This window comes from Bacteroidota bacterium (assembly GCA_035506275.1).
GTDB lineage: Bacteria > Bacteroidota > Ignavibacteria > UBA10030 > UBA8401 > JAGVPT01.
On record DATJPT010000010.1, the window covers coordinates 107,761 to 131,540 of the forward strand.

The following is a 23,780-nucleotide window of genomic DNA, read 5'->3' on the forward strand; positions in this document are numbered from 1 at the left end:
TGAAAATGAGACAATATTTCCGCCTTCTGCGTCCGTCTCAATGGATCAAGAACACTTTCGTTTTTGCCCCGCTCGTCTTTTCAAAGCATCTCTTCGATTCCCAGTTATTTGGCGTTGCGCTGAAAGGGTTTATCTCCTTCAGCCTCATCTCCAGCGTTGTTTACATTGTGAATGATATCCTTGACAGGGAAGCTGACGCCGCCCATCCGGTCAAGAAGAACCGGCCGATCGCATCCGGGAAGGTCTCAACCCTGGCAGCCCTCGCGATGGGCGCAATTCTGGTCCTCGCCGCTTCCCCCTTGGCTCTTTCGCTCCCCGTCGGCTTTCAGCTTGTCCTGCTGTCATACCTCGTGTTACAGATCCTGTATTCGGTCGGACTGAAGAAAATCGTTATCCTCGATGTGTTCATCATCGCTTCCGGATTCATGCTCCGCGTTCTTGGCGGCGCTGAAGTTATCAATGTCATGATTTCCCACTGGATCATTCTTTGCACAATGTTTCTGTCGCTCTTTTTGGCTCTGGCCAAAAGACGGGGGGAGATCATGTTATTCCAGCAGCACGAGGGGGCATCCGGACGAACAGTGCTTCAGCACTATGACGTGAACTTTCTCGACAGCGCCATGGTGGTCACTTCATCCGGAATGGCGATTTCCTATGCCTTATATACAGTGGCGGAACGGACCGTGAACGCCTTTGGGTCGGACAATCTGATCTTCACCACCATCTTTGTTCTTTTTGGAATTTTCCGCTATCTCTTTCTCGTGATGAGAATGAACATGGGGGAAAATTCGGTCGCGATCATTCTAAAGGACAGGCCGATGTTTATCAATCTTTGTTTATGGTTCCTTTCTTGCGTCGCCATTATTTACCACTGATGCTTTTCATAACTTCCGAACCTTGTTTTCTTATTCTTTTTCAGATAGGCCCCGATCAAGATATATCTTCCCGGCATAGTAGCCGATATTCTTAAAATGTTTTATATTGCGGAGAAATTGTCTGTTTTACTTTAGGTTCAAACCATGACTCGTTCGCGCGTCGCCGTCATCAAGACCAATCCTGCTACAGTCATTTCGGACTATGAGAAACTCCTGAAGCTTGCGGGAGCGGAACAGGCCCTTTCAAAGTCGTCCCCGACGATCCTAAAAGATAACATCAGCTGGCATTTCCCTTACCTGAGCGCGAATACAACTCCGTGGCAGCTCGAAGGAACGGTCAAAGCCCTTAAGACATGCGGGTATTCTGATTTGGTTTCGGTACATAACAACACCGTCGTTACCGATCCCTACCGCGGAGAGAAGCTGAACAAGCTCAGCCCGATCTACGAAAAATACGGGATCGAAGAGCGGTATAATTTCAATCCTAATGAAATACAATGGATCAATTATGCGCCGAAGGCGCGGATGCGCGCCTTGAACAGAATTTATCCGCATGGCATCCGCATTCCTGAATATTTTCTCGGAAAGAACATCGTCCATCTCCCGACGGTAAAGACCCATATTTATACGACGACAACGGGCGCGATGAAGAATGCGTTCGGCGGACTGCTGAACACTCGACGTCATTACACGCATACCTGGATTCACGAAACCCTCGTCGATCTTCTCGCCATCCAGAAGGAAATTCATTCCGGGCTTTTCGCGGTGATGGACGGGACGATCTGCGGCAACGGTCCCGGGCCGCGGACGATGATCCCGGTGGAAAAGGACTATATTATAGCAAGCGCCGACCAGGTTGCGATCGATGCCGTAGCGGCAAAGATGATGGGGTTCGACCCGTTGAGCATCAAATATCTCCGCCTGGCGCATGAGGATAAACTCGGCTGTGCGGACCCGCGAGACATCGAAATCGTCGGGGAAGACATCTCCAGCGTTAATTTTGGCTTCACCGTCGGCGATAATCTCGCCAGCATGGCCGGCGATTTCTTCTGGTTCGGACCGCTCAAATCGTTCCAAAAACTCTTCTTTCATACGCCGCTCGTGTACGGATTCGTTTTCGGGTCGTACTTTTACCACGACTATCTCTGGTGGCCGCTCAAAGGGAAGAGCATGATGCGAAAGGTCCGCACGCAGTCGAAATGGGCTAAGTTCTTCGATGAATACGGCGGGGAAGACCTCTCGAAATGACCCCCCGGAAAAAAGCTGAGCTCGCACTCCTTGGGACAACGTTCATCTGGGGAGGGACGTTCGTGATTATGAAGCTGGGCTTCGCCGATGTGTCCCCCTTTCTCTTCGTCGCGATCCGGTTTACCCTCGGCTCGATGATCTTTGCCGCATTTTTCCCCTCAAGGTTGCGGTCAATACGCCGATCGACGCTGCGAAGGGGGATTGTCCTGAGCATTCTCCTGGGCGTGGGCCTTGTGCTTCAGACGTATGGACTTCAGATCACGACGGCGTCGAAGTCGGCCTTTATTACCGGCATGATGGTCGTTTTCACACCAATGGCGCAGATGCTCATAGAACGCCGTGTTCCAAAGCTCGGAAATATCGTGGGGGTCGTTATCGTCAGCGGTGGATTGTATTTTCTCACTTCGCCGAGCGGGTCCGGGTTCAACCTCGGCGACCTGTTAACGCTGATCGGCGCGTTCTTATTCGGATTCTATATCGTCTACCTCGATATCTTTTCGAAGGAAGAAGAACTTCTTCCGCTAGCATTTCTTCAGATCGCGATCACGGCGGTTCTTGGATGGATGCTCGTCCCCTTCGAGGTGCCGCAACTTCATTTGACCTGGAATCTAGCGCGGCTGCTTTTCTACACCGCATTTCTTTCTACCGTCGTAACGACATACGTTCAGACCCGGTTCCAAAAGGACACGACCCCAACCCGCGCCGGGATCTTATTTACGTTGGAGCCGGTCATCTCTGCGGTGTTAGCCTACTTTATTTTAGGCGAAATTTTGGGTATGTTGGGAGTGTTTGGCGCGCTGCTGATCGTCGTTGGAATTCTTGTTTCGGAATTATCCGATAATTTCATCAAAAGATTTCACTGGAAATTCCCGTTGCCGGAAGAAGAATGATGGGTCGCCTCCCGTGAACAAGGACATTCACGCATCGATTACCGTCGTCGGACTTGTGCAAGGAGTTGGATACCGCTGGTTCGTCAACCGGCATTCTGTTGCACTCGGATTGAAGGGCTACGTGAAAAATAATTACGACGACACGGTCACAGTAGAAGTGGAAGGAGACCGTTCGCTCATCGAAGAGCTCATTACGCATCTGAAAATTGGCCCCCGTTCTGCTCAGGTGAAGGATGTCCGGGTTGAATGGAGCGCGCCCAACAATCTTTTTCTTGGATTCTCAATCAAGTAGGGGAAGGCCGGAAGCAATGAACAGAATAGGGTTCGGATACGATGTACACAAGCTAATCCCCGGAAGAAAATTGATTCTCGGGGGCGAAGATATTCCTTCGGAAAAGGGGTTGCTGGGGCATTCCGACGCCGACATTTTGCTCCACGCAATTGCCGATGCCCTGCTTGGGGCGGCTTCCCTTGGGGATATCGGCAAGCATTTCCCCGATTCGGACCAACAGTTCAAAGGCATTTCGAGCCTCGTCCTGCTCGAACGCGTGGCAAAACTGATCTCCGATCATCATTATGAAATTATCAATGTTGATACGACCGTTGTCTTGCAGCGTCCGAAGATTGCGCCGTACGTCGACCAAATGAAAAGCAATATAGCCGCTGCTCTTCATCTTGATGCATCCAAAATTTCCATAAAAGCGACGACGAATGAAGGCTTAGGGTTCATCGGCGCTGGAGAAGGGGCCGTTGCGTACGCCGTCGCCCTGATCAATTCCGTTTCATAAAACCCCTGTCATTCCGCAGCGTCCATGGCCGATTTCCTTTACTCGATTGATACCGCCGTATTTTTTTTCATCAATCGAACCATCAGCAATCCTGTCCTGGACTGGCTGATGCCCTTCCTGACCGACCTTAATAAACAGAAAGCAACGATCGTCATCGTTGGCGTACTCTGGCTTTGGTTGATGATCCGCGGAGGGAAGACGGGACGGACGGCCGGCATCCTCCTTGTGGCATCCATCATCGTCAGCGACCAATTCAGCAGCACGGTCTTGAAACATCTCTTCACAAGGATCCGCCCGTGCCACGCGCTGCAAGGTGTCCGCCTCCTGGTTGACTGCGGGAGCGGATATTCTTTTCCCTCCTCGCATGCGGTCAACAATTTTGCCGGAGCCACGATCCTGTCGCATTATTACCGCAGGTACGCCTGGGGTTGGTTTTCTCTCGCATCTCTCGTGGCTCTGTCCAGACCGTATATCGGCGTCCATTACCCGTCGGACATCGCCGGAGGAGCGCTCATCGGATGGGCGTGCGCTGTCTGCCTGATCACAGGGTGGGATTATATCGAAAGGAAAATTATCCGCAGGGATCCAGCATCGCCGGCCTAAAGTCAATTTGCAAAATTCGATTCTTCTTTCTACATTATTTCAGTCATTCTTCGATCCAATTTCTTCGTGGACAATTTCACCGAAACGAACAATGCGACACGAACCAATATCGTCCTTGCCATTTCGACAGGCATTCTTTTCGGGTGTTCGTTCCCACCAATCCCCCTGGGGCCGCTGGCGTGCATCGCGCTGGTGCCGCTGCTTCTTTTAACCGAGCGGCTCCGTTCTCATCGCAGTCGATTCCTCTACTCGTACCTGACTTTCTTCGTCGCATCCTGCATTGCGCTCTATTGGGTAGGAGGATTTACTCATGCGAAGGATCCGTTTTTGATGCTGGCCGGAGGATTGCTGCTGCTGTGGGAGCCCCTTTTTTTCAGCGTCATCGTTCTTTCATATCTTGTCGTGCGCAGAAGCTTTGGGTTGAACGCCGGCCTTGTCGCGCTGCCGTTCATCTGGATTTCGTTCGAATGGCTGTACGCCCTCGGTGAATTCGCGTTCCCCTGGCTGACCCTTGGCAACACCCAAACGTACCAGCTCGCAAAGATTCAATTTGCAGAACTCACCGGCGTTTATGGCATTTCGTTCTGGCTTGTCATCCTGAACGTCCTTTTCTTCTTCCTTCTGACCGGCGCCATGAGGAAGAAGGAAGAACTATCCCTGAAAACAAACCTCGCGGTGACGGGGGCAATTGCGGTCGTCTATCTGCTCCCCAATTTTTACAGCATGACGATCGATGAAAATAGATTCTCGTCATCCGGGCTGCCGCCGCTGACAGTCGGAATTGTTCAGCCCAACGTCGACCCGTGGGCAAAATGGGACGATTCTAAAACGATTGCCGGCAGAGAGCAACAGATCGGTGAATTTTTAAGGATGACCGGCGAACAAAAAAAGGCCGGTGTTCAAATGTCGGTATGGCCGGAAACGGCAATTTTGTTCGACCTTCCCGCGATGACCGGAGAGCGGGAAAAAGTGAGGCACGTTCTTGATTCGCTCGATATTTCTTTGACAAGCGGATACATCGGGTACAAGTATTATGAGAATGGCATTGCTCCGGCAGCGAGCAGCGTTATCCGGGGCACGCACATCCATTATGATTCCTATAATTCCATTCTCTATTTCGAGCCAAAATACGACCGGATCCAATCGTACGAAAAGATGCGTCTCGTCCCGTTCGCCGAACGGATCCCGTATGCCGGATCGATCTCTTTTCTCATCGAACCGCTGCGCTGGGGAGTCGGCATCAGCAATTGGGGAATTGGAAGAGACAGTACAGTGTTTGATGATTCAGTTCGCCATGCGAAGTTTCTGGCAATGGTCTGTTATGAGTCTATCTTCCCGGAGTTTGTCAGCGCCTTTGTAAAAAAAGGGGCCCAGTTTTTGGTGTTCATCACCAACGACAGCTGGTGGGGGAATACATCCGGCGCGCGGCAGCATTGCCAGTATGCGGTGCTGAGGGCCGTCGAAAACAGGAGGTGGGTCGTCCGGTGCGCCAACGGCGGGATATCTTGCTTTATCGATCCGCTTGGCAGATTGTATCAGGCAACCCAAATGTACACAAGGGCGTCGATTACAGGATCGATAATTCCAAGGTCAGAATTGACGTTTTACGCAAAACACGGCGATTGGCTTCCCCGGATCGCCGGCATCGTTTCGGGACTTTTTATCGCGGGGAGTGTAATTCAATTTATTTTCTTCCGGCCCAAAAAAACACTGATCTGAAAACACAATGAACTACATTGATCTTCGGAGCGACACAGTAACGAAGCCCTCCGCGGCAATGCGGCAGGCGATGGCGAACGCGGAGGTCGGCGACGATGTGTTCGGCGAAGACCCGACCGTCGTTCAATTGCAGGAAAAAGTTGCAGCCCTTCTCGGGAAAGAGAAAGCGCTCTACGTGCCGAGCGGCGTCATGAGCAACCAGCTCGCGATCAAAGCGCAAACAGAACCGGGCGACGAAATCATTTGCGAGCAGGATGCGCACATCTTCAACTACGAGACGGCGGCCCCATCGTTGATTTCTTCGGTGCAGGTTAAGACAATTCCGGGAACAAAGGGCGTCATATGCGCGGGACAGCTTGAGTCGGCGATACGTCCGAAAGTCTACTACATGCCCCGTTCGAGAATGGTATGTCTCGAGAACACGCACAACCGTGCTGGCGGAACAATCTATCCGATCGATGAGATAGAGCGCATATCGTCCTTTGCCCGCTCGCATGAGATGCTGATGCACTTGGACGGCGCGCGGCTTTGGAACGCGTGGGTTGCCACCGGCATTCACCCGAGAGAATATGCGAAGCACTTTGATTCCGTTTCGGTCTGTTTTTCCAAAGGACTCGGCGCGCCGATCGGCTCGGCAGTCGCCGCGTCCGCCGCGACCATCGAACGCGTTCATAAGTGGCGAAAAGTCTTCGGCGGAGGAATGCGTCAGGCAGGCATCATCGCCGCGGGAGCGGTATATGCTCTCGACCATAACGTTGAACGTCTAAAAGAAGATCACGAGAAAGCAAAATTCCTGGCCGAGAAGATCTCATCGATCCCAAAGCTCTCGCTCGACTTGGACGCCGTGCAGACCAACATCATCATTGTCAACACCGAAGGAACCGGGAAAAAACCGGATGAAATTATTGCGCTGTTGAAAACGCAGGGACTTTTGGTGACCCTCGGTTCCTACAACAGCATCCGCGCAGTGATGCATCTGGACGTCTCGATGGACCAAGTAAAGCAGGCCGGTGATATTCTTCTCTCTACACTGAAATAGCATGGACAAGAAACTCTTTCGCCACCGGACAACCGTCCGGGTGAGAAATTATGAGATCGACTGGCAGGGAATCGTTCATAATGCGGTCTATCTTCATTACTTCGAGGTCGGAAGGATCGAGTACCTGAACACCATCGGCGCGAAAGTGGACATCAACACCATTAACAATCAATCCAAAGTAGTTCTCGCCCGCAACGAGATCGATTACCGTGTTGCGGCACGATACGGCGACACGCTCAACGTCTATTCCCGAATCTCGTCCATCAAGAATACCAGCTTTATTTTTGAAGGATTGCTGGAGCGGGAATCCGACGGCACAACGATCGCCGAAAATGTCGCTGTCCATGTTTGGCTCAACGATAAAACGAACCGCCCGATGCCGGTTCCCGACGACTTCCGAAAACTGGCCCAGAAGTACGAAGGGGAACATTGCCGCATTCAGTGGCCTTCAATCATTGTTTGAATGAGCATGACGAGTTTCGAAGAGTTTAAAAAGCTTGCGGGCAGCGGAAACATCATCCCCATCTACGAGGAGTTGATGGCGGATACCGAAACGCCGGTGTCCGTCTATCTCAAACTCAAAGACGAAAGCCCATACTCATTCTTGCTCGAAAGCGTTGAAGGGGGAGAGAAGATCGGCCGCTACACGTTTCTCGGATACAACCCGTTCATGGTCTTCGAGATTCGTGGGAGGTCGTTCACCATCAAGCCGCGGCATCCTGATGTCCATGTTTTGCCCAAGCTTGTCGATCCTTCGATGCATCCGCTTGAGGCGCTGAAAAAGATCTTCGCCCACTGCAAGACCGTCCCCGTCCAGGGATTGCCCCGCTTCACCGGAGGCGCGGTCGGATACTTTGGATACGAAACCATTCAGTTATTGGAAAACGTCCCGTCCGCAAAAATAGACCTCCTTGGAGTTAATGATGCGACGTTGATGTTCTTCGATACGCTGCTGGTGTTTGACGCCGTAAAGCGAAACGTTTCGGCCGTTGCCAATGCCTACGTCCCGGCAGGAGCCGGTGAGGCTCAGCTGCGCGAAGAATATGACAAAGCCGTTCTAGAAATTCATCGGCTGAAAACCATTCTGCAAAAAAGCGTCTCGTATGCCGTTCACTCTTCCGGATCGATCGGGCAGTTGGAACATTTGATGACCCGGGATCATTTCCTTGCGAACGTTGAAAAAGCAAAACAATATATCGTCGAAGGAGATATTTTCCAGGTCGTTCTCTCCCAGCAGATGAAAATGGAATACGCCGGCGACCCGTTCGACATTTACCGCATGCTGAGGACGGTCAACCCATCGCCGTACCTTTATTTCCTCAACATTAACGGCATGTCCATCATCGGGTCGTCCCCCGAATTGCTTGTGCGGCTGGACAACGGGATCGTTGAAACACGTCCGATCGCCGGGACACGCAGGCGCGGTGCGACCGCGGAAGAAGATGCCCGCCTGGAAAAAGAATTGCTGGCGGATGAGAAGGAGTGCGCTGAGCACCTCATGCTCGTCGACCTTGGGCGGAACGACATCGGACGGATATCCGAATACGGAAGCGTCGACGTCACTCAATTTATGGCGATCGAAAAATATTCGCATGTCATGCACATCGTTTCCAACGTCCGGGGAAAGTTGAAAAAAGGAATGTCGGCCGTCGATGCGCTGTATTCCTGCTTTCCTGCAGGGACCCTCAGCGGCGCTCCGAAGATCCGTGCCATGGAGATCATTGCCGAGCTTGAACCAAGCAGACGCGGGGTGTACGGCGGCGCTGTCGGCTACCTCGATTTCTCCGGCAACCTCGATTCGTGCATTGCCATCAGAACGATCGTCGTCAACAACGGGGCAGCATATTTCCAGGCCGGCGGAGGAATTGTTCACGATTCCGTCCCCGAAAAGGAGTTCCAGGAATCGATGGACAAAGTTGCAGCCACGGTCAGCGCGGTGAAGAAATTGCGAAAGGCGGATTAGAGGCCGATGATCCTCATCATTGACAACTACGATTCGTTCACGTTCAACCTGGTTCAATACCTCGGCGAACTCGGCGTCGAGCTGCGTGTTGTCCGTAACGACGCTCTCTCGCTTTCGGACATCGAAAAGATGAAGCCCGAAGGAATCGTCATTTCTCCCGGTCCCTGTACGCCGCACGAGGCCGGGATTTCGGTCGAACTCATAAAGAAATTTCACGCATCGATTCCGATCCTCGGCGTCTGCCTGGGACATCAGGCGATCGGAGCAGCCTTCGGCGGAGACATTGTTAAAGCACCGACGGTCGTCCATGGGAAGGTCTCAAAAATAAATCATAACGGACAAGGGATCTTCCGAAAAGTCCCGGATCAATTCTCAGCCGCCCGCTATCATTCTCTCGTCATAAAAAAAGAAACAAGGCCTAAAGAATTGGAGATCTCCGCGTGGACGGACGACCAGGTGATCATGGGAGTGAGGCATGTCAGTTCACCGACGTTCGGCGTTCAATTCCACCCGGAATCGATCGCAACGCAACACGGGAAGATCATTCTTGAAAATTTCATCAGGCGCCGTTACTAGCGCGGTCAGAACTTCGAAAAAGGAAAAATCTCATGGCATCCAGAACTGAACACGACATTGCTCAGGACAAAAAGCTCGATCAACTCCTAAAGACACAGGACGACATCTGGAGGGTGTTCCGCGTGATGTCGGAATTTGTCGAAGGATTCCAAACATTCTCCCGCCTCGGGCCCTGCATCACAGTGTTCGGGTCAGCCCGCACGAAACCCGGGACGCGCTATTACGACATGACGGTGGAAGTAGCGAAGGAATTTGTCAAGAACGGATACGGGATCATTTCCGGCGGCGGACCCGGAATTATGGAGGCGGCAAATAAGGGAGCGAAAGAAGCCGGGGGCGTTTCGGTCGGGATCAATATCGATCTCCCTTTTGAACAGAGCGCCAATCCGTACATCGACAAGGATAAATTGATCACGTTCAGACATTTCTATGTCCGCAAAGTCATGTTCGTCAAGTATGCACAGGCGTTCGTGGTGATGCCGGGCGGATTCGGCACCCTCGATGAATTATTTGAATCTGTCACTTTGGTGCAAACCCGGAAGGTCAACAAGTTTCCGATCATCCTTATGGGAAAGGAATATTGGAGCGGATTGTTCGATTGGGTGAAGAACAGAATGCTCACAGAAGGCAACATCTCGGAAATTGACCTGCAGCTTTTTTCGATGACCGACGACCCGAAAACCGCGGCTCAGACCGTGGCCGATTTCTACAAAGGAACCGAACACGCCCCGAATTTCTAGAGGTGAGCATGGATAAAGCAAAGGTTTCGGATATACTCGATCAAATCGGGACTCTCCTCGAATTACGGGGGGAGAACCCGTTCAAGTGCCGCGCATACCATAATGCCGCGCGGGCGATCGAAGGCGCCACGGCAGACCTCGAAACGCTCGTCCGGGCGGGCGAGCTGAGAAACATCAAGGGCGTCGGCGAAGCGATCGCTGAGAAGATCTCCGAACTTGTCACGACAGGGAAGTCTGAGTATTATGAGGAGCTGAAATCCTCGCTCCCCGAAGGACTGATGTCGATGCTGCGCATTTCAGGCGTAGGCCCCAAGAAAGTGAAGATCTTGTACGAGAAGCTGAAGATCAAATCGGTCGAAGAGCTTGAAGCCGCATGCAAGGCGGGGAAGCTTGAAAAGGTCGAGGGCTTTGGTAAGAAAACTGAAGAGAACATCCTGGCGGGGATAGAAGCGCTGCGGAAACACAGTTCGAAATTCCTCTATTCACAAGCTGAAAAGGACGCTCAGAACATCTACAACGTGGTCGTGAAGCAAAAAGGAATTATCCGCGCCGAAATCGCCGGCAGCTTGCGGCGGAAAAAGGAGACCATCGGCGATATCGATATCGTCGCCAGTGCGAAGTCATCGGCTGTTCCTGCCATCATGAAGGCATTCACGTCGCATTCTGAGGTCGAACGAATAACCGGCCAGGGGGAAACAAAATCGAGCGTCGTTCTCAAATCCGGTATCAATTGCGACCTTCGCGTGGTCGATGATTCGGAGTTTCCATTTGCGCTCAATTATTTTACCGGCAGCAAAGACCACAACGTCCGGCTCAGGACGATCGCAAAAAAATTTAACCTCAGCCTGAATGAGTACGGCTTTTCAAAGCTCGGCTCGGACGAAAAACGGGGGAAGGCGAAGAAAACGGTTCCGTGCAGGGATGAACAGGGGATCTACAAAGCGCTCGGGCTTGAGTACACCCCCCCCGAACTGCGCGAAGATTTCGGCGAGATTGAAGCTGCGGAAAAGAACAAATTGCCTCATCTCCTCTCAGAAAAAGATATCCGCGGCACATTCCATTGCCATACAAATTACAGCGACGGGGTCAACACTCTTCAGGAGATGGCGGAGGGGGCGCAAAACCTGGGATGGGAGTACCTTGGCATCGCAGACCACAGCAAGGTTGCGGTCTATGCAAACGGCCTGACCGAGGACCGGGTGAAAAAGCAGCAAAAAGAGATCAATACGTTGAATCAAAAATGGCCGGACTTCCGTATCTTTAGTGGTACAGAGGTCGATATCCTTGCCACGGGCGAGCTTGATTTCAGCGACAAAGTCCTTTCATTGTTCGACTACGTCGTTGCATCGGTCCACAGCAGTTTCAAAATGACCGAAGCCGAGATGACAAAGCGAATTATGAAAGCGATCAAGAACAAATATGTGACGATCCTTGGCCACCCGACGGGGCGATTGCTGCTGCAGCGCGAAGGTTATCCGCTGAACCAGACGGCGATCATCGATGCCGCGGCTGACTACGGAAAGTGCATCGAAATCAACGCGCACCCCTCACGGCTGGATCTCGACTGGCGGATGTGCAAGTATGCAAAGGAAAAGGGGGTCAAAATATCCATCAACCCGGATGCCCACGTCGTCGACGGTTTGCGAGACGTGCGGTACGGCGTCGGCATTGCGCGCAAAGGATGGCTGGAGAAGAATGACGTCCTCAATACGATGAACTTGCACCAGGTCCAAAAATATTTCGGTTCATCTCAACGATAATTTGAAAAGGAGAAACACATGAGTGCGCATCGCCGGCCATATCTTGGCGCATTAATTCTGATCACACTGGGGGTCCTTTTTCTGCTCGACAATCTCGGAATCGCCGATTTTGGCGCTATCATTTCGACCTACTGGCCGGTGATTCTTATTCTCATTGGAATTCGTATATTCTTCAGGTACGGACGGGGTCCATCGCAGCCCTCCGCGACGACGGAACCGGTGACGATGGGAACGACGCAGGAATCCAGCGCCTCTGCCATCCACAACTCAAACGTCTTCGGCGACGTGGACATGAAGATCAGTTCGAGGGATTTCCGCGGCGGTTCGATCTCGAATGTTTTTGGCGACATGAACATTGACCTCTCGGAAATCGCGCTCGCGGAAGGGGAGCAGGTACTTAAATTGGACGGCGTATTCGGTGACCTCCACGTCTTGGTTCCGAAAGATATTGAGATCGCAGTGACGTCGCATTCGGTGTTCGGGGACGTGAGGGTCTTAGGAAACATGAAAACAGGATTCGGGCAGGAAATTTTCTTCTCCTCCCCGAACTATTCGGCGGCCCCCAAGAAGCTTCGGATCCTGTCGAATCAGGTTTTTGGCGACGTGAAAGTGTGGTAGGCGAAGATGGTGAAAGGCTCTCAATCGTTACCTATTCATAACCGGGGCTAGAAAAAAATGAGCATCGTTAGCGAACTCGGCATTCCTTCGGGGACGATCGCATATACCGTTCTTCATCAGGCAGGTCCGAACGCGGAAGCCGCCGATTCTCAAAAGGGGCTCGGCGAAACTTTAGGGAAGGTGAAGTATCATGAGGAATTGAGAAATGCTCTTCAGAATACTCTCGCCGAATCCGCCGCCCTGCGCGACGCTTTTCAAGCCTCTCTTTTTGAGGCCAGAAACAGGGCGTCACAGGTTGCAAAGGGAAGCTTGAATCAGTATCTGTCGACTCCGATAAAGTCCGACAACGAAGACGTACAGAGAATTATCAGGGAAGCTCTTGAGAAATATTCCGAACAGGTCCTTCCTTCGCCGAATATCGGGATCGAATCCGCCTGGGTCTCGTATCTTCTGCCGGACGCAAGAATTGTCACGTCGCAAACGAAGGTCTCCGTCCTCATCCGGAAAATGCTTTCCGCCGGGAAGCTGAACTTAAAACAATTGGGCTTTACGAAGGGGAAGCTTCCCTCAAATATCTTTGAAACCGTTTATCTCCTCGCAACGGGAATTAATCTCGATGTCCTGGAATTTATCTTCCGCAAGACGATGGCCACCGGCGGCATCTGGCAGTTCGCAGAGAATATGTGGACGGGGGTTTACAATGTCCTTTCAACAGTGGGGACCGCAGAACAGAGAGGGATTGCCTGGGAAGCTTCACTCTTCCCCCAGACCGTGCGGATGAAAGGGGGAGAATTTGTTGCGGAGTCGGAAAAAATTTTTGAACGGCTCTCTAAAGAATTTAATCTCCACCAGCTGTCGCTGTGGCAGAGTAAATTTCCTTTCCGGGAAGAAAATAATTTCACGCTTCGCATCAGAATGATCCCCGATCAGAAACTTCTCTTCGAGATCATTAAATGGCTCGGCGCCGTTGAGAACGAGATTGTCAGAACGGCGTTGACGTCGGATGCTGCCCTTGTCGTGAAGGAGATCATTCCGTAGCATGAAAGGAAAGGGGCAGGCGGACTTACCTGGGCAGAGATCAAAGCGCGCGCATTCAATTGAATCGCGCCTGCGAAAAGAGTATCCTTCCGTTCCGATGGCCCTCCGTTTTGATAACCCGCTACAGCTTTTGATCTCCGTCATTCTCTCGGCCCAATGCACCGACGCGCGGGTGAATTTGGTTACTCCATCCCTCTTCGCGAAATACAAGACCGTCGCTGCGTTTGCTGAGGCAGTTCCTGCAGAACTCGAAGAGGCGATCCATTCGACCGGCTTCTTTCACAACAAGGCAAAGAATATTATCAGCTGCTGTAAAGCGATCCGCGAAAAGCATGGCGGAAAAGTACCGTCATCGATGGAGGAGCTTATTCAGCTCCCGGGCGTCGGCCGGAAGACCGCAAACTGCGTCCTCAGCGGCGCCTTCGGCATTACTTCCGGCATTATCGTCGACACGCATGTCGCCCGTCTCGCCAATCGCCTTGACCTGAGCGAATCTTCAAACCCAGAGAAAGTTGAACTGGACTTGTGCGGGCTTCTGGAAAAGAAAGACTGGGTTCATTTCAGCAATGCGCTGATCCATCATGGAAGGAAGATCTGCGAGGCAAGAAAACCGAAGTGCACGCTTTGTATCCTCAGTGATCTGTGCCCTTCGTCAGCGGCTTAGATCACCGCAAATTCAGGCTTTGGTGACATCGTCGTAGAGGTGAATAATGCAGGTTTTGCAGAAATAGATTAGTCTCGAATCTCCGACCTCCCGTTCGATAAGCTGCCCTTTGTCAAACTTCCCCCTGCAGATCGTGCACCGTTCCGTGCCGGCGTTGCCGTCGAGTTTGTTCGACCTCATGATAAATCCGTAGCCGTAGAAAATAACAGCCATGAGCATCACGAGAAAAAGAGCTGCCAAAATTGAAAATGTCATAAAAAATTCCTTTAATGAACTAGGTAAATGTAGCAACATCCCCCCGAAAATGAAAGAAGAAAGGCCGGTTCAATGGACCGAATGAGCACTTTTGCGCTTTTGCAAGAGTATACGAAAAGCGAAAGCCTTCGAAAGCACGCGCTGTCGGTTGAGACGGCGATGCGTGCGTACGCAAGAAAATTTTCTGCTGACGAGGAGATTTGGGGAATCACGGGATTGATCCACGATTTTGACTATGAGATGTATCCTCAGGCTCCCGACCATCCGATGAAAGGTTCGGAGATCCTCAAAGCCAGGGGATATTCCGAAGAGGTTCGGACGGCGGTCCTGGGGCACGCCTCGTATTCGGGGGTTCGGCGCGAGTCACAGATGGCAAAATCATTGTTCGCCTGTGACGAATTATGCGGGTTTATTGTCGCCTGCACGCTCGTGAGGCCGAACAAGAAGATAGAAGGCCTGGAGGTAAGCTCGGTGAAGAAAAAGTTGAAGGATAAAGCGTTTGCGCGGAGCGTCAACAGGGAGGAGATTATCCAAGGAGCGGCAGAGCTTGGCATTCCACTCGACGAACATATTCAATTTGTCATCGATGCATTGAAAGCAAACGCCAACGAATTAGGGCTATAGCCTTTTTTGAACCTTCACGGATCGGTTTGTGTTATAAGAAGTACGACAAAAAGCCATTTATGAGAATCAGTAATCAATTAGAAATGATTGAGGCGGCAAAGCGGCCGACGACGCTCCACAGGACCGTCGTCGATTTAGTCGGGAATACTCCGCTCTTGAAAATGAAGCGTATCGGCAAAGAACTCGATGGGGTGGAAATGTACGCCAAGGCCGAATGGAACAACCCCAGCGGATCCGTGAAAGATCGGGCTGCGTTGAACATGATCCGGGATGCCGAGAATTCGGGGATCCTCACTCACGATAAGACCATTATCGATGCAACAAGCGGGAACACGGGAATCGCACTGGCGATGTTCGGCGCCGCATTGGGGTACCGCGTTCATATTTACATGCCTTCGAACGCGTCCGAGGAGAGAAAAAAAATGATCTCCGCCTTCGGCGCCGAACTGACGCTGACGAACCCGCTCGAAGGAACCGACGGAGCGCAAAGGGAAGTAAGAAGGGAGATCAAAGAAAATCCAGAAAAGTATTTCTATTCCGACCAATACAACAACGCGGCGAACTGGAAAGCCCATTACAGCGGAACGGCAGAGGAAATCATCCGCCAGACAAACGGCCGCATCACGCATTTCGTCGCGGGATTAGGAACAAGCGGAACGTTCGTCGGCACAACGCGCAAGTTGAAGGAATTCAAGAAGAGCGTCCAATGTATTTCGGTGCAGCCGGACTCCCCGCTCCACGGGCTCGAGGGGCTCAAGCACATGCCCTCGGCGATCGTCCCGGGAATTTACGACCCGTCCGTTGCGGATGATTCGATGGAGATTTCCACGGAAGAAGCTCATGCAATGATGAAAAGGCTTTCGCACGAGGAGGGATTGCTTGTTGGAATTTCATCGGGCGCAAATCTCGCTGCGGCCATGAGAATTGCAAAGGATATTTCAGAGGGAGTGATCGTGACGATCCTCTGCGACGACGGTTCCCGGTATTTGAGCGAAGGCATCTGGGAGCGGCATGGTTAAGCTCTCAAAGGGGGCCTTTGAAGCAATCTGCCGGCACGGAGAGGAAGCATTTCCTCATGAATGTTGCGGAGTGCTATTCGGCAAGGTGAACGGGGATCAACGAGCGGTTCACGAAGTGTTTGTCATCGAGAATCAATTCGACGAGGCCGAACGGTATCATCGCTTTCTTATTACGCCGGACAACTATCGGGAAGCCGAAAAAGTGTCACGCGCAAAGAAGGTCGATATCCTTGGGTTCTATCATTCTCATCCTGATTCTCCATCCATAGCTTCCAAATACGATCTCGACCACGCCTTCCCGTGGTTCTCTTACATCATCATTTCCGTGATGAATAAGAAATACCATGATATTCATTCTTGGGTGATGGAAAACGACCGAAGCAGATTCAACGAAGAGCACGTTGTTATAGACTAATTTATCTATTATCAGCAAAGGAGTTATGATGTCGTTCCAAATATTGATCCCGACGCCCCTGCGGCAGTTCACGAACAACCAGGAATCGGTCACCGTCGAGGGAAAATCGGTCGGCGAAGGATTAAAAAATCTTTGTACCAGGCATTCGGCGCTTCAGAAACACCTTTATTCCGACGACGGAAGACTCCGGAATTTCGTCAATATCTACGTGAACGACGAGGACATTCGCTATCTGCAAAAAGAGGCAACGCAGGTGGCTGAAAAAGATGTGGTCAGCATCATTCCTTCCATTGCCGGAGGGAGGGAATAGATGGCGAACGTCGATTTATCCGGAGAAGAGATTCGCCGCTACGGCCGGCACCTGATCATGCCGGAGGTCGGCATGGACGGCCAGAAGAAGCTGAAAGCCGCAAGCATCTTACTTGTCGGCGCTGGAGGCCTCGGCTCGCCGCTGGGCCTCTACCTTGCGGCGGCGGGCGTAGGCAGGATTGGAATTGTCGATTTCGATGTCGTCGATTATTCGAATTTGCAGCGTCAGATCCTGCACTCCACAAAAGATGTCGGCCGGCCGAAGCTTGCATCGGCAAAAGAGCGGCTCGAAGGGATCAACCCGTTCGTAAAGATTGAAACTCACGAAATGCATCTTAACTCGGAGAATGCGTTAGGGCTGTTTGCAGAGTACGATATTATCATCGATGGGACGGATAATTTTCCGACACGCTACCTCGTGAACGATGCTTGCGTCCTCACCGGCAAACCCAATGTTTATGGAAGTATCTTTCGTTTTGAAGGCCAAGCGTCGGTGTTTGCGACGAAGGACGGCCCATGTTACCGTTGCCTCTATCCTGAACCGCCTCCGCCAGGCCTGGTACCGAGCTGCGCGGAAGGGGGGGTGCTTGGAATTCTTCCAGGGATCATCGGCACGATTCAGGCAAACGAAGCAGTGAAATTGATCATCGGAAAAGGGGAACCGTTAGCGGGACGGCTTCTCCTGTTCGATGCGCTGAAAACAAAATTCCGGGAACTCAAGCTGAGAAAGAACCCTGATTGCCCTGTCTGCGGACAGCACCGCACCATTACATCGCTCATCGATTATGAAGCGTTCTGCGGCGTACAAGCCGGCTGGGATACGTTCACGCGCGAAGAGCAATACGAAATTACCGTCGACCAACTGAAGCAGCGGCTCGACAAGAAGGACGACCTTTTTATCCTCGACGTCCGTGAACCGCAGGAATACCAGATTTGCAACTTGAACGGATATTTGATCCCCCTTCGCGATCTGCCGAAGCGCATCAACGAACTTGATACGGCGAAAGAGATCGTCGTCCATTGCAAGGTCGGCGGAAGAAGCCGGCAGGCTGTGGAATTCATGAAGCAAGCCGGTTTCCGGAAGGTGAAAAATCTCGTCGGCGGGATCGATGAATGGGCGGAGGTCATCGACCCGACAATGCCGCGCTACTAGGTTTTTTCATGGCCGCGAAACGGAAAGGCACCTTAAGTCCTTTTGTGCCGTCGTGCCCCGGCGGCTGACGTCTGAAACAATATTGTTTCCTTTCCGTACAAGATGCAGATTTACCCTCAGGATCTTTCCGGAAAGGATAATGCCATGAAATCGCTTCTTGCTGCCGCCCCTCTTGTCATTCTGCTTACCTTCTCATCATTTGCACAAGATCAGGAATCAACTTCGGAGACCAATCCGCCATTCAGGGCGAAAACCAAAGTCGGCGGGGCGGGGGGATTCACTCCTGCTTGGGGGCTCTTCAATTTTGACGGGATCAACTCAGCCCTCAAGACCGCGGGAATGCCCCTGCTGAAAGACCAGCCGATGTATCTCGCCGGAGGCGAAGGCTACGGGTATATCATGTTCCTGAAAAATGTCCGCATGGGGGGATGCGGAGTGACCGGCACCGTTTCCTCAACCAGTTTCGACCCCGTCACGAATATTGAAAAAAATGTCGACTACCATGTTTCGTATGGCGGGTTTCTCATCGATTATGTGGTTCCGCTCGGCGGTCAGGTGGATTTTGCGGCGGGCGTCACGATCGGCGGCGGAGGCATCGACATTACGACGTCCGCCGACAATGGAGCGTACAAACAATGGAACACCCTCTGGTCGCAGTTCGGCGGCAACGATTCAACCATCAATGTGACGCGGCATTTGAACGGATCCTTCTTCTGTCTGCAACCGCATGCCAGCATCGAGTACGCAATGCTCCGCTGGTTCCAATTGCGGGTGGGCGTCAGTTATCCGTATATGACCGGAGCGACGTGGAAGCTTGAAGAGAATCAGGACATCCTTAACGTTCCGGGAAATCTCAAGACCGAAGGACCGGTGATCACTGCAGGCATCATGTTCGGCTTCTTCAACTAATATGACGTTGATGAAAAGGATCCGACTCAGTCATTCGATGTATCAAAGCCGTTCGAAACGAGCCTGGAAGAACCGGAGATACTTTGGCTCATAGACCATCTTCATTCCCTTGATCTTCCCGCGCTGTTCGTATACTGCTTCGACCGATTCAGCGGTAACATCGCAATGGGCCTGAGTATAAACACGACGGGGGAACGTGAGGCGCACAAGCTCAAGTTTCGGGAAATAATTCTCGCCCGTTTCTTTTTTTCGCCCCGCTGAAACGATGCCGCGTTCCATTGAACGGATCCCCGAATCCATGTATAATTCCGCCGCCAGCGTCTGTGCCGGGAATTCTATCTGGGGAATATGGGGAAGGAATCTCTTGGCGTCCAAAAATATCGCATGCCCCCCGACCGGGAGAACGATCGGAACGCCGATGCTCTGCAATCTTTCCCCAACATATTCTATCTGGCCGATCCTTGCCTTGATGTGCGATTCTTCAACCGCTTCCTCGATCCCTCGCGCCATCGCTTCCATGTCGCGCCCCGCCATGCCGCCGTAGGTGTGAAGCCCTTCATACACCACGACCATATTCCGCGCTTCTTCAAAAACGTCGTAATCGTTCAATGCCAGGAACCCTCCGATATTGACAAGCAGGTCCTTTTTGCCGCTCATTGTCGCACCATCGCTGTATGAACATAATTCCTTCAGGATTTCGGAAATGGATTTCTTTTCATAACCTTTCTCCCGTACTTTTATGAAATAAGCGTTCTCCACTGCCCGCGTAGCGTCAAGAATGACCTTAATGTTGTAGTTCTTCGCCAAGGAGCGTACCTGGCGGAGATTTTCCATCGAGATGGGCTGTCCGCCGGCCATGTTCACTGTCGCGGCGACTGTGAGGTAGGCCATTTTCTTCTCGCCGACTTTTTTTATCAAGTCCTCCAATTTCTGAAGATCGATGTTCCCCTTGAACGGATGCATATTTTGCGCATCGTGCGCCTCGTCGATGATAACATCGACAAAGGTGGCGCCAGCCAATTCCTGATGCAGTCGGGTTGTCGTAAAATACATGTTGCCGGCGACGTAATCGCCCGGCTTGATCAGCAATTTAGAGATAATGTGCTCGGCGCCGCGCCCTTGATGCGTGGGTACCAGATATTTATAGCCGTAATACTTCTGAACATTCTCTTCAAGATGATAATAATTCTTGCTCCCGGCGTATGCTTCATCTCCCAACATCATGCCTGCCCACTGGTAATCGCTCATGGCGTTCGTACCGCTGTCGGTCAATAAATCGATGTACACATCTTCCGAGCGAAGCAAAAACGTATTGTACCCTGCTTCTTTGATCGCCGCAAGGCGTTCTTCACGCGTGGTCATCCTCAATGGCTCAACGACCTTGATCTTGAAAGGCTCGGCCCATGACCGTCGTTCTAATTTTCCCATACAAGCTCCGAATGTAGTTCGTTGACTTTCGAAATTGATTTTGGTATCATAACCTAAACGCTGTCAATATACCGATTTCCCGTCCGATGTTCAACGCCCTCTCTCCCAAGACACATTAGCTTCAATGATCAAACCGACCGTCCTTCAGAAAATTTCACAGATCGCCGGCAAGGATCGCTATTTCGATTCCCAGGAGGACCGGATCTCGTATTCGTATGACGGCACGCCGCTGCTCCATTCGCTCCCCGATGCCATTGTAATTCCCCAAAACAAAGAACAAATAGCATCTCTTCTCGCCCTTGCGAACGAGGAGCACTTCGCCATTGTGCCGCGTGGCTCGGGTTCGGGACTAAGCGGCGGATCCATCCCGGTTGAAAATTCTATTGTCCTTTTGATGTCGCATTGGAATAAAGTTCTGGAAATTGATACCGAGAACCTTACCGCTCTTGTTGAACCAGGGGTCATTACCGCCGATCTTCACGCATCTGTCGAGAAATTGGGGCTGTTTTATCCTCCGGACCCCGGCAGCATGAACATTTGTACGATCGGCGGGAATGTTGCAGAAAACGCCGGTGGCTTGCGCGGCTTGAAATATGGCGTAACAAAAAATTATATCCTGGGACTTGAGACGGTCCTCCCGACCGGCGAAATAATATTCTCGGGGGGAAAGGTAGTCAAGGATGTTGCCGGTTACAACCTGAAAGACTTTTTCGTTGGATCGGAGGGAACCCTCGGCGTTTTTACGAATATTTTGCTGAAACTGATCCCTAAGCCTGAAGCCAGCAAAACAATGCTGGCGTATTTCCGGTCCCGCCAGGATGCCGCCGAAGCAGTCTCCGCGATCATCGCTGCTCACATCATCCCGGCGACGATCGAATTCCTGGATCAAACAACGATCAAGTGCGTGGAAGAATATACGCATCTTGGGCTGCCGACCTCCATTGAATCGCTTTTGCTGATCGAGGTGGATGGCCGTTCTCCTGTTGTCAATGAAGATTCGGTCAAGATCGCTGAACTCTGTAAACGGCATGAATGCATCGAGATCAATCTCGCGCAATCTGAGTCCGATGCGATTCGCTTGAAGACCGCGAGGCGTGCGGCCTTTTCGGCGCTGGCACGTGTTCGGCCAACCACCATTCTAGAGGATGTCACTGTGCCGAGAAGTGAAATTGCCAAAATGCTCGAACGCATTGACCGGATCGCTAAAAAATACAGCGTGACCTTCGGCATTTTCGGGCATGCCGGTGACGGGAATCTTCATCCGACCTGTCTGACCGATGAGCGGGACAAGGACGAAATTCACAGAGCCGAATCGGCGTTTGAGGAGATCTTTAGCGAATCGATCAGGATGGGGGGGACCATTACGGGGGAGCATGGAACGGGATTGGCAAAGAAAAAATTTCTGCCGAACGTTGCAGGCATCCCGGCCGTAGAAATGATGCGAACGATAAAATCCTCGATCGATCCGCAAGGAGTGCTGAATCCCGGAAAGATTTTTTCCATCAAACCGAAATGCGAGGGGAACCTTCCGCAAAGCAGGGAACAGATCAAGAGGTTTGAAGCATTGGGTGCATGGACGTGATGACCAGATAGCGCATGGAATCGTCTAAAAAAAAGAACGCCGCGCAATCAAAGAACAACAGTGGATTTGCCGGCGTCGACATTCCGAGTTATGACTTCATCACTAATTGCATGCACTGCGGCCTCTGCCTTCCTGTATGCCCGACATTCTCGATCACCGGCCTTGAAAAATCATCCCCCCGCGGCCGCATCCGTTTGATGAAAGCCGTAGCCGACGGCGAGATGGGGATGACGGACGGCTTCATTGACGAAATGAATTTCTGCCTCGATTGTCAGGCCTGTGAAACTGCATGTCCCGCAGGAGTCAAATACGGAGCTTTAGTGGAAACGGCACGGGATCAGGTGTCGACTCAGGGAAAACTGTCGTGGAAAGAGAAGCTGTTACGAAAGATCTCCTTCCAGTACATCCTTGGTTCAAAGTCAATATTGAAAGCAGCTGCGAAGGCGCTCCGTTTTTATCAAAATTCAGGGATCGAGAATTTTCTCGTCGCCTCTGGTGCAATGAAATTGTTCGCCCCGAGAATGGAACAACTCCAGCACCTCTCTCCGCGCATTGACCGAAAGTTTTTTGATGAAACGCATCCGGAGATCATCACACCGCCGGGGGAAATAAAACATCGCGTCGCTTTTCTTTCCGGATGTATCATGAACGTTGCCTTTGCTGAGGTCAATCAAGGTACCATTGACGTTCTGCTGCACAATGGCTGCGAGGTCGTTCTGCCTAAAATGCAGGAATGCTGCGGTTCGCTGCATGCACATAACGGGGACTTTGGCACCGCGCGTAAACTTGCCCGGTTTAACATCGATGTTTTCTCCGGCTATAACTTCGAAGCGATCGTTATGAATTCCGCCGGCTGCGGCGCATTTATGAAAGAATACGGCCGCTACCTTGCCGGCGACGATGAATATGCCGAAAAAGCAAAGGCCATCGCTGCCAAGGTGAAAGATCTGACGGAATTCCTACTCTCCATCGATTTTAAGAGGCCCACGCGGGCCGTGAATGCCCGTGTTGCATACCACGACGCCTGTCACCTGGCCCACGCCCAGCACATTACGGCGGAACCACGCGCAATTCTCGCCTCGATCCCCGGAGTAGAGCTTGTCGAACTTCCGGAAGCTTCATGGTGCTGCGGCAGCGCGGGAATTTACAATGTTGTTCGGTATGACGATTCGATGAAATTGCTGGACCGAAAAATGCTGAACATTGAAAGATCGGAGGCCGACATTATCGTAGCGAATAATCCAGGCTGCCTATCACAAATAACGTACGGAACCAGACTGCATCACCAAGATATCCAGGTCTTACATCTCGCGACGCTCTTGAAAAGGGGATACGAATAACACGCCCCTTCATCTATTGCCTTGCTGAGCGAAGTTTGCTATATTTACTTTGCACTTGCCAAAGTGGCGGAATTGGTAGACGCGCTGGACTCAAAATCCAGTCTGGCTTACCCCAGGTGAGGGTTCGAGTCCCTCCTTTGGTACTAAGGTCAATAAAGGACATCACGATAGCATCTAATGTTCGATTAAAGGGGCGTCGAACGTTGCGGAGGTCAAGCATCAAGT

The 23,780-nt window shown here is 51.7% G+C and carries 26 protein-coding genes and 1 tRNA gene; 25 read left to right on the plus strand and 2 right to left on the minus strand.

Features of this window, described 5'->3' with window-relative positions:
• The first annotated feature begins 5 nt into the window (after positions 1 to 5).
• The 16 genes from VMF88_09425 to nth all read left to right on the plus strand — a co-directional run bounded on the left by VMF88_09425 (position 6) and on the right by nth (position 14,521).
• Positions 6 to 875, plus strand: coding sequence for a decaprenyl-phosphate phosphoribosyltransferase (locus VMF88_09425; protein HTY11278.1), 870 nt, complete (start codon positions 6 to 8; stop codon positions 873 to 875).
• Between the two features lie 144 nt (positions 876 to 1,019).
• Positions 1,020 to 2,123 (plus strand): DUF362 domain-containing protein, encoded by a 1,104-nt coding sequence (locus VMF88_09430; GenBank protein HTY11279.1) that lies wholly within the window; start codon positions 1,020 to 1,022, stop codon positions 2,121 to 2,123.
• Entirely contained in the window at positions 2,120 to 3,013 is an 894-nt protein-coding gene (locus VMF88_09435; GenBank protein HTY11280.1) for a DMT family transporter, read from the plus strand. The genes VMF88_09430 and VMF88_09435 overlap by 4 nt, the downstream gene beginning before the upstream one ends.
• 13 nt (positions 3,014 to 3,026) lie before the next feature.
• Positions 3,027 to 3,305 carry an acylphosphatase gene (locus tag VMF88_09440; protein ID HTY11281.1) on the plus strand — a complete coding sequence of 93 codons (279 nt, stop codon included), beginning with the start codon at positions 3,027 to 3,029 and terminating at the stop codon, positions 3,303 to 3,305.
• Between the two features lie 16 nt (positions 3,306 to 3,321).
• Entirely contained in the window at positions 3,322 to 3,801 is a 480-nt protein-coding gene (gene ispF, locus VMF88_09445) for a 2-C-methyl-D-erythritol 2,4-cyclodiphosphate synthase (protein HTY11282.1), read from the plus strand.
• Between the two features lie 24 nt (positions 3,802 to 3,825).
• Entirely contained in the window at positions 3,826 to 4,404 is a 579-nt protein-coding gene (locus VMF88_09450; protein HTY11283.1) for a phosphatase PAP2 family protein, read from the plus strand.
• A 66-nt stretch (positions 4,405 to 4,470) separates the two neighbouring features.
• Positions 4,471 to 6,123, plus strand: a complete 1,653-nt coding sequence (gene lnt / locus VMF88_09455; GenBank protein HTY11284.1) for an apolipoprotein N-acyltransferase — start codon at positions 4,471 to 4,473, stop codon at positions 6,121 to 6,123.
• A 7-nt stretch (positions 6,124 to 6,130) separates the two neighbouring features.
• Positions 6,131 to 7,162, plus strand: a complete 1,032-nt coding sequence (locus VMF88_09460) for a GntG family PLP-dependent aldolase (GenBank protein ID HTY11285.1) — start codon at positions 6,131 to 6,133, stop codon at positions 7,160 to 7,162.
• A 1-nt stretch (position 7,163) separates the two neighbouring features.
• A complete protein-coding gene (locus tag VMF88_09465; GenBank protein HTY11286.1) occupies positions 7,164 to 7,625 on the plus strand; it encodes a thioesterase family protein in 462 nt (153 codons plus the stop codon).
• A gap of 6 nt (positions 7,626 to 7,631) precedes the next feature.
• On the plus strand, positions 7,632 to 9,125 hold the full coding sequence (gene trpE, locus VMF88_09470) for an anthranilate synthase component I (GenBank protein HTY11287.1): 1,494 nt from the start codon (positions 7,632 to 7,634) through the stop codon (positions 9,123 to 9,125).
• A gap of 6 nt (positions 9,126 to 9,131) precedes the next feature.
• Positions 9,132 to 9,701 carry an aminodeoxychorismate/anthranilate synthase component II gene (locus VMF88_09475; GenBank protein ID HTY11288.1) on the plus strand — a complete coding sequence of 190 codons (570 nt, stop codon included), beginning with the start codon at positions 9,132 to 9,134 and terminating at the stop codon, positions 9,699 to 9,701.
• A gap of 32 nt (positions 9,702 to 9,733) precedes the next feature.
• On the plus strand, positions 9,734 to 10,441 hold the full coding sequence (locus tag VMF88_09480; GenBank protein HTY11289.1) for a TIGR00730 family Rossman fold protein: 708 nt from the start codon (positions 9,734 to 9,736) through the stop codon (positions 10,439 to 10,441).
• Positions 10,442 to 10,449: 8 nt separating this feature from the next.
• Positions 10,450 to 12,201, plus strand: a complete 1,752-nt coding sequence (gene polX, locus VMF88_09485) for a DNA polymerase/3'-5' exonuclease PolX (GenBank protein HTY11290.1) — start codon at positions 10,450 to 10,452, stop codon at positions 12,199 to 12,201.
• Positions 12,202 to 12,219: 18 nt separating this feature from the next.
• A complete protein-coding gene (gene liaF, locus VMF88_09490) occupies positions 12,220 to 12,819 on the plus strand; it encodes a cell wall-active antibiotics response protein LiaF (GenBank protein ID HTY11291.1) in 600 nt (199 codons plus the stop codon).
• A gap of 57 nt (positions 12,820 to 12,876) precedes the next feature.
• On the plus strand, positions 12,877 to 13,857 hold the full coding sequence (locus tag VMF88_09495; GenBank protein ID HTY11292.1) for a hypothetical protein: 981 nt from the start codon (positions 12,877 to 12,879) through the stop codon (positions 13,855 to 13,857).
• A gap of 1 nt (position 13,858) precedes the next feature.
• Positions 13,859 to 14,521 carry an endonuclease III gene (nth, locus tag VMF88_09500; GenBank protein ID HTY11293.1) on the plus strand — a complete coding sequence of 221 codons (663 nt, stop codon included), beginning with the start codon at positions 13,859 to 13,861 and terminating at the stop codon, positions 14,519 to 14,521.
• A 12-nt stretch (positions 14,522 to 14,533) separates the two neighbouring features.
• Here nth and VMF88_09505 read toward each other — a convergent pair whose 3' ends face one another.
• Positions 14,534 to 14,776 carry a hypothetical protein gene (locus tag VMF88_09505; protein HTY11294.1) on the minus strand — a complete coding sequence of 81 codons (243 nt, stop codon included), beginning with the start codon at positions 14,774 to 14,776 and terminating at the stop codon, positions 14,534 to 14,536.
• An 81-nt stretch (positions 14,777 to 14,857) separates the two neighbouring features.
• On the opposite strand from VMF88_09505, the gene VMF88_09510 reads away from it, so the two are divergent.
• The 6 genes from VMF88_09510 to VMF88_09535 all read left to right on the plus strand — a co-directional run bounded on the left by VMF88_09510 (position 14,858) and on the right by VMF88_09535 (position 19,205).
• On the plus strand, positions 14,858 to 15,400 hold the full coding sequence (locus VMF88_09510) for an HDIG domain-containing protein (protein ID HTY11295.1): 543 nt from the start codon (positions 14,858 to 14,860) through the stop codon (positions 15,398 to 15,400).
• An 83-nt stretch (positions 15,401 to 15,483) separates the two neighbouring features.
• On the plus strand, positions 15,484 to 16,419 hold the full coding sequence (locus tag VMF88_09515) for a cysteine synthase family protein (GenBank protein HTY11296.1): 936 nt from the start codon (positions 15,484 to 15,486) through the stop codon (positions 16,417 to 16,419).
• Positions 16,412 to 16,834 carry a M67 family metallopeptidase gene (locus tag VMF88_09520; GenBank protein HTY11297.1) on the plus strand — a complete coding sequence of 141 codons (423 nt, stop codon included), beginning with the start codon at positions 16,412 to 16,414 and terminating at the stop codon, positions 16,832 to 16,834. Before VMF88_09515 ends, VMF88_09520 begins: the two co-directional genes overlap by 8 nt.
• 25 nt (positions 16,835 to 16,859) lie before the next feature.
• Positions 16,860 to 17,144: a MoaD/ThiS family protein gene (locus tag VMF88_09525; protein ID HTY11298.1), complete on the plus strand. Its 285-nt coding sequence runs from the start codon at positions 16,860 to 16,862 to the stop codon at positions 17,142 to 17,144.
• Positions 17,145 to 18,296: a molybdopterin-synthase adenylyltransferase MoeB gene (gene moeB / locus VMF88_09530; GenBank protein ID HTY11299.1), complete on the plus strand. Its 1,152-nt coding sequence runs from the start codon at positions 17,145 to 17,147 to the stop codon at positions 18,294 to 18,296. It begins immediately after the preceding gene.
• Positions 18,297 to 18,440: 144 nt separating this feature from the next.
• The gene (locus VMF88_09535) at positions 18,441 to 19,205 is read left to right on the plus strand and encodes a hypothetical protein (protein ID HTY11300.1); all 765 of its coding nucleotides are present in this window, start codon (positions 18,441 to 18,443) and stop codon (positions 19,203 to 19,205) included.
• A 42-nt stretch (positions 19,206 to 19,247) separates the two neighbouring features.
• Here the strand turns inward: VMF88_09535 and VMF88_09540 are convergent, their stop codons facing one another.
• Entirely contained in the window at positions 19,248 to 20,633 is a 1,386-nt protein-coding gene (locus tag VMF88_09540) for a tyrosine phenol-lyase (GenBank protein HTY11301.1), read from the minus strand.
• Positions 20,634 to 20,757: 124 nt separating this feature from the next.
• Between VMF88_09540 and VMF88_09545 the strand changes: the two genes are divergently transcribed.
• From VMF88_09545 to VMF88_09555, 3 genes are all read left to right on the plus strand, one after another.
• Positions 20,758 to 22,215 carry an FAD-linked oxidase C-terminal domain-containing protein gene (locus tag VMF88_09545; protein ID HTY11302.1) on the plus strand — a complete coding sequence of 486 codons (1,458 nt, stop codon included), beginning with the start codon at positions 20,758 to 20,760 and terminating at the stop codon, positions 22,213 to 22,215.
• Positions 22,216 to 22,229: 14 nt separating this feature from the next.
• A complete protein-coding gene (locus tag VMF88_09550) occupies positions 22,230 to 23,555 on the plus strand; it encodes a (Fe-S)-binding protein (protein ID HTY11303.1) in 1,326 nt (441 codons plus the stop codon).
• A gap of 57 nt (positions 23,556 to 23,612) precedes the next feature.
• Positions 23,613 to 23,698: transfer RNA gene (locus VMF88_09555), tRNA-Leu, on the plus strand.
• Positions 23,699 to 23,780: the final 82 nt, after the last annotated feature.

Coding starts and splice junctions, on each gene's coding strand:
- VMF88_09425 (HTY11278.1), top strand. CDS start 6: ATGAGACAATATTTCCGCCTTCTGCGTCCGTCTCAATGGATCAAGAAC.
- VMF88_09430 (HTY11279.1), top strand. CDS start 1,020: ATGACTCGTTCGCGCGTCGCCGTCATCAAGACCAATCCTGCTACAGTC.
- VMF88_09435 (HTY11280.1), top strand. CDS start 2,120: ATGACCCCCCGGAAAAAAGCTGAGCTCGCACTCCTTGGGACAACGTTC.
- ispF (HTY11282.1), top strand. CDS start 3,322: ATGAACAGAATAGGGTTCGGATACGATGTACACAAGCTAATCCCCGGA.
- VMF88_09450 (HTY11283.1), top strand. CDS start 3,826: ATGGCCGATTTCCTTTACTCGATTGATACCGCCGTATTTTTTTTCATC.
- VMF88_09460 (HTY11285.1), top strand. CDS start 6,131: ATGAACTACATTGATCTTCGGAGCGACACAGTAACGAAGCCCTCCGCG.
- VMF88_09465 (HTY11286.1), top strand. CDS start 7,164: ATGGACAAGAAACTCTTTCGCCACCGGACAACCGTCCGGGTGAGAAAT.
- trpE (HTY11287.1), top strand. CDS start 7,632: ATGACGAGTTTCGAAGAGTTTAAAAAGCTTGCGGGCAGCGGAAACATC.
- VMF88_09475 (HTY11288.1), top strand. CDS start 9,132: ATGATCCTCATCATTGACAACTACGATTCGTTCACGTTCAACCTGGTT.
- VMF88_09480 (HTY11289.1), top strand. CDS start 9,734: ATGGCATCCAGAACTGAACACGACATTGCTCAGGACAAAAAGCTCGAT.
- polX (HTY11290.1), top strand. CDS start 10,450: ATGGATAAAGCAAAGGTTTCGGATATACTCGATCAAATCGGGACTCTC.
- liaF (HTY11291.1), top strand. CDS start 12,220: ATGAGTGCGCATCGCCGGCCATATCTTGGCGCATTAATTCTGATCACA.
- VMF88_09495 (HTY11292.1), top strand. CDS start 12,877: ATGAGCATCGTTAGCGAACTCGGCATTCCTTCGGGGACGATCGCATAT.
- nth (HTY11293.1), top strand. CDS start 13,859: ATGAAAGGAAAGGGGCAGGCGGACTTACCTGGGCAGAGATCAAAGCGC.
- VMF88_09505 (HTY11294.1), bottom strand. CDS start 14,776: ATGACATTTTCAATTTTGGCAGCTCTTTTTCTCGTGATGCTCATGGCT.
- VMF88_09510 (HTY11295.1), top strand. CDS start 14,858: ATGAGCACTTTTGCGCTTTTGCAAGAGTATACGAAAAGCGAAAGCCTT.
- VMF88_09515 (HTY11296.1), top strand. CDS start 15,484: ATGATTGAGGCGGCAAAGCGGCCGACGACGCTCCACAGGACCGTCGTC.
- VMF88_09520 (HTY11297.1), top strand. CDS start 16,412: ATGGTTAAGCTCTCAAAGGGGGCCTTTGAAGCAATCTGCCGGCACGGA.
- VMF88_09525 (HTY11298.1), top strand. CDS start 16,860: ATGATGTCGTTCCAAATATTGATCCCGACGCCCCTGCGGCAGTTCACG.
- moeB (HTY11299.1), top strand. CDS start 17,145: ATGGCGAACGTCGATTTATCCGGAGAAGAGATTCGCCGCTACGGCCGG.
- VMF88_09535 (HTY11300.1), top strand. CDS start 18,441: ATGAAATCGCTTCTTGCTGCCGCCCCTCTTGTCATTCTGCTTACCTTC.
- VMF88_09540 (HTY11301.1), bottom strand. CDS start 20,633: ATGGGAAAATTAGAACGACGGTCATGGGCCGAGCCTTTCAAGATCAAG.
- VMF88_09545 (HTY11302.1), top strand. CDS start 20,758: ATGATCAAACCGACCGTCCTTCAGAAAATTTCACAGATCGCCGGCAAG.
- VMF88_09550 (HTY11303.1), top strand. CDS start 22,230: ATGGAATCGTCTAAAAAAAAGAACGCCGCGCAATCAAAGAACAACAGT.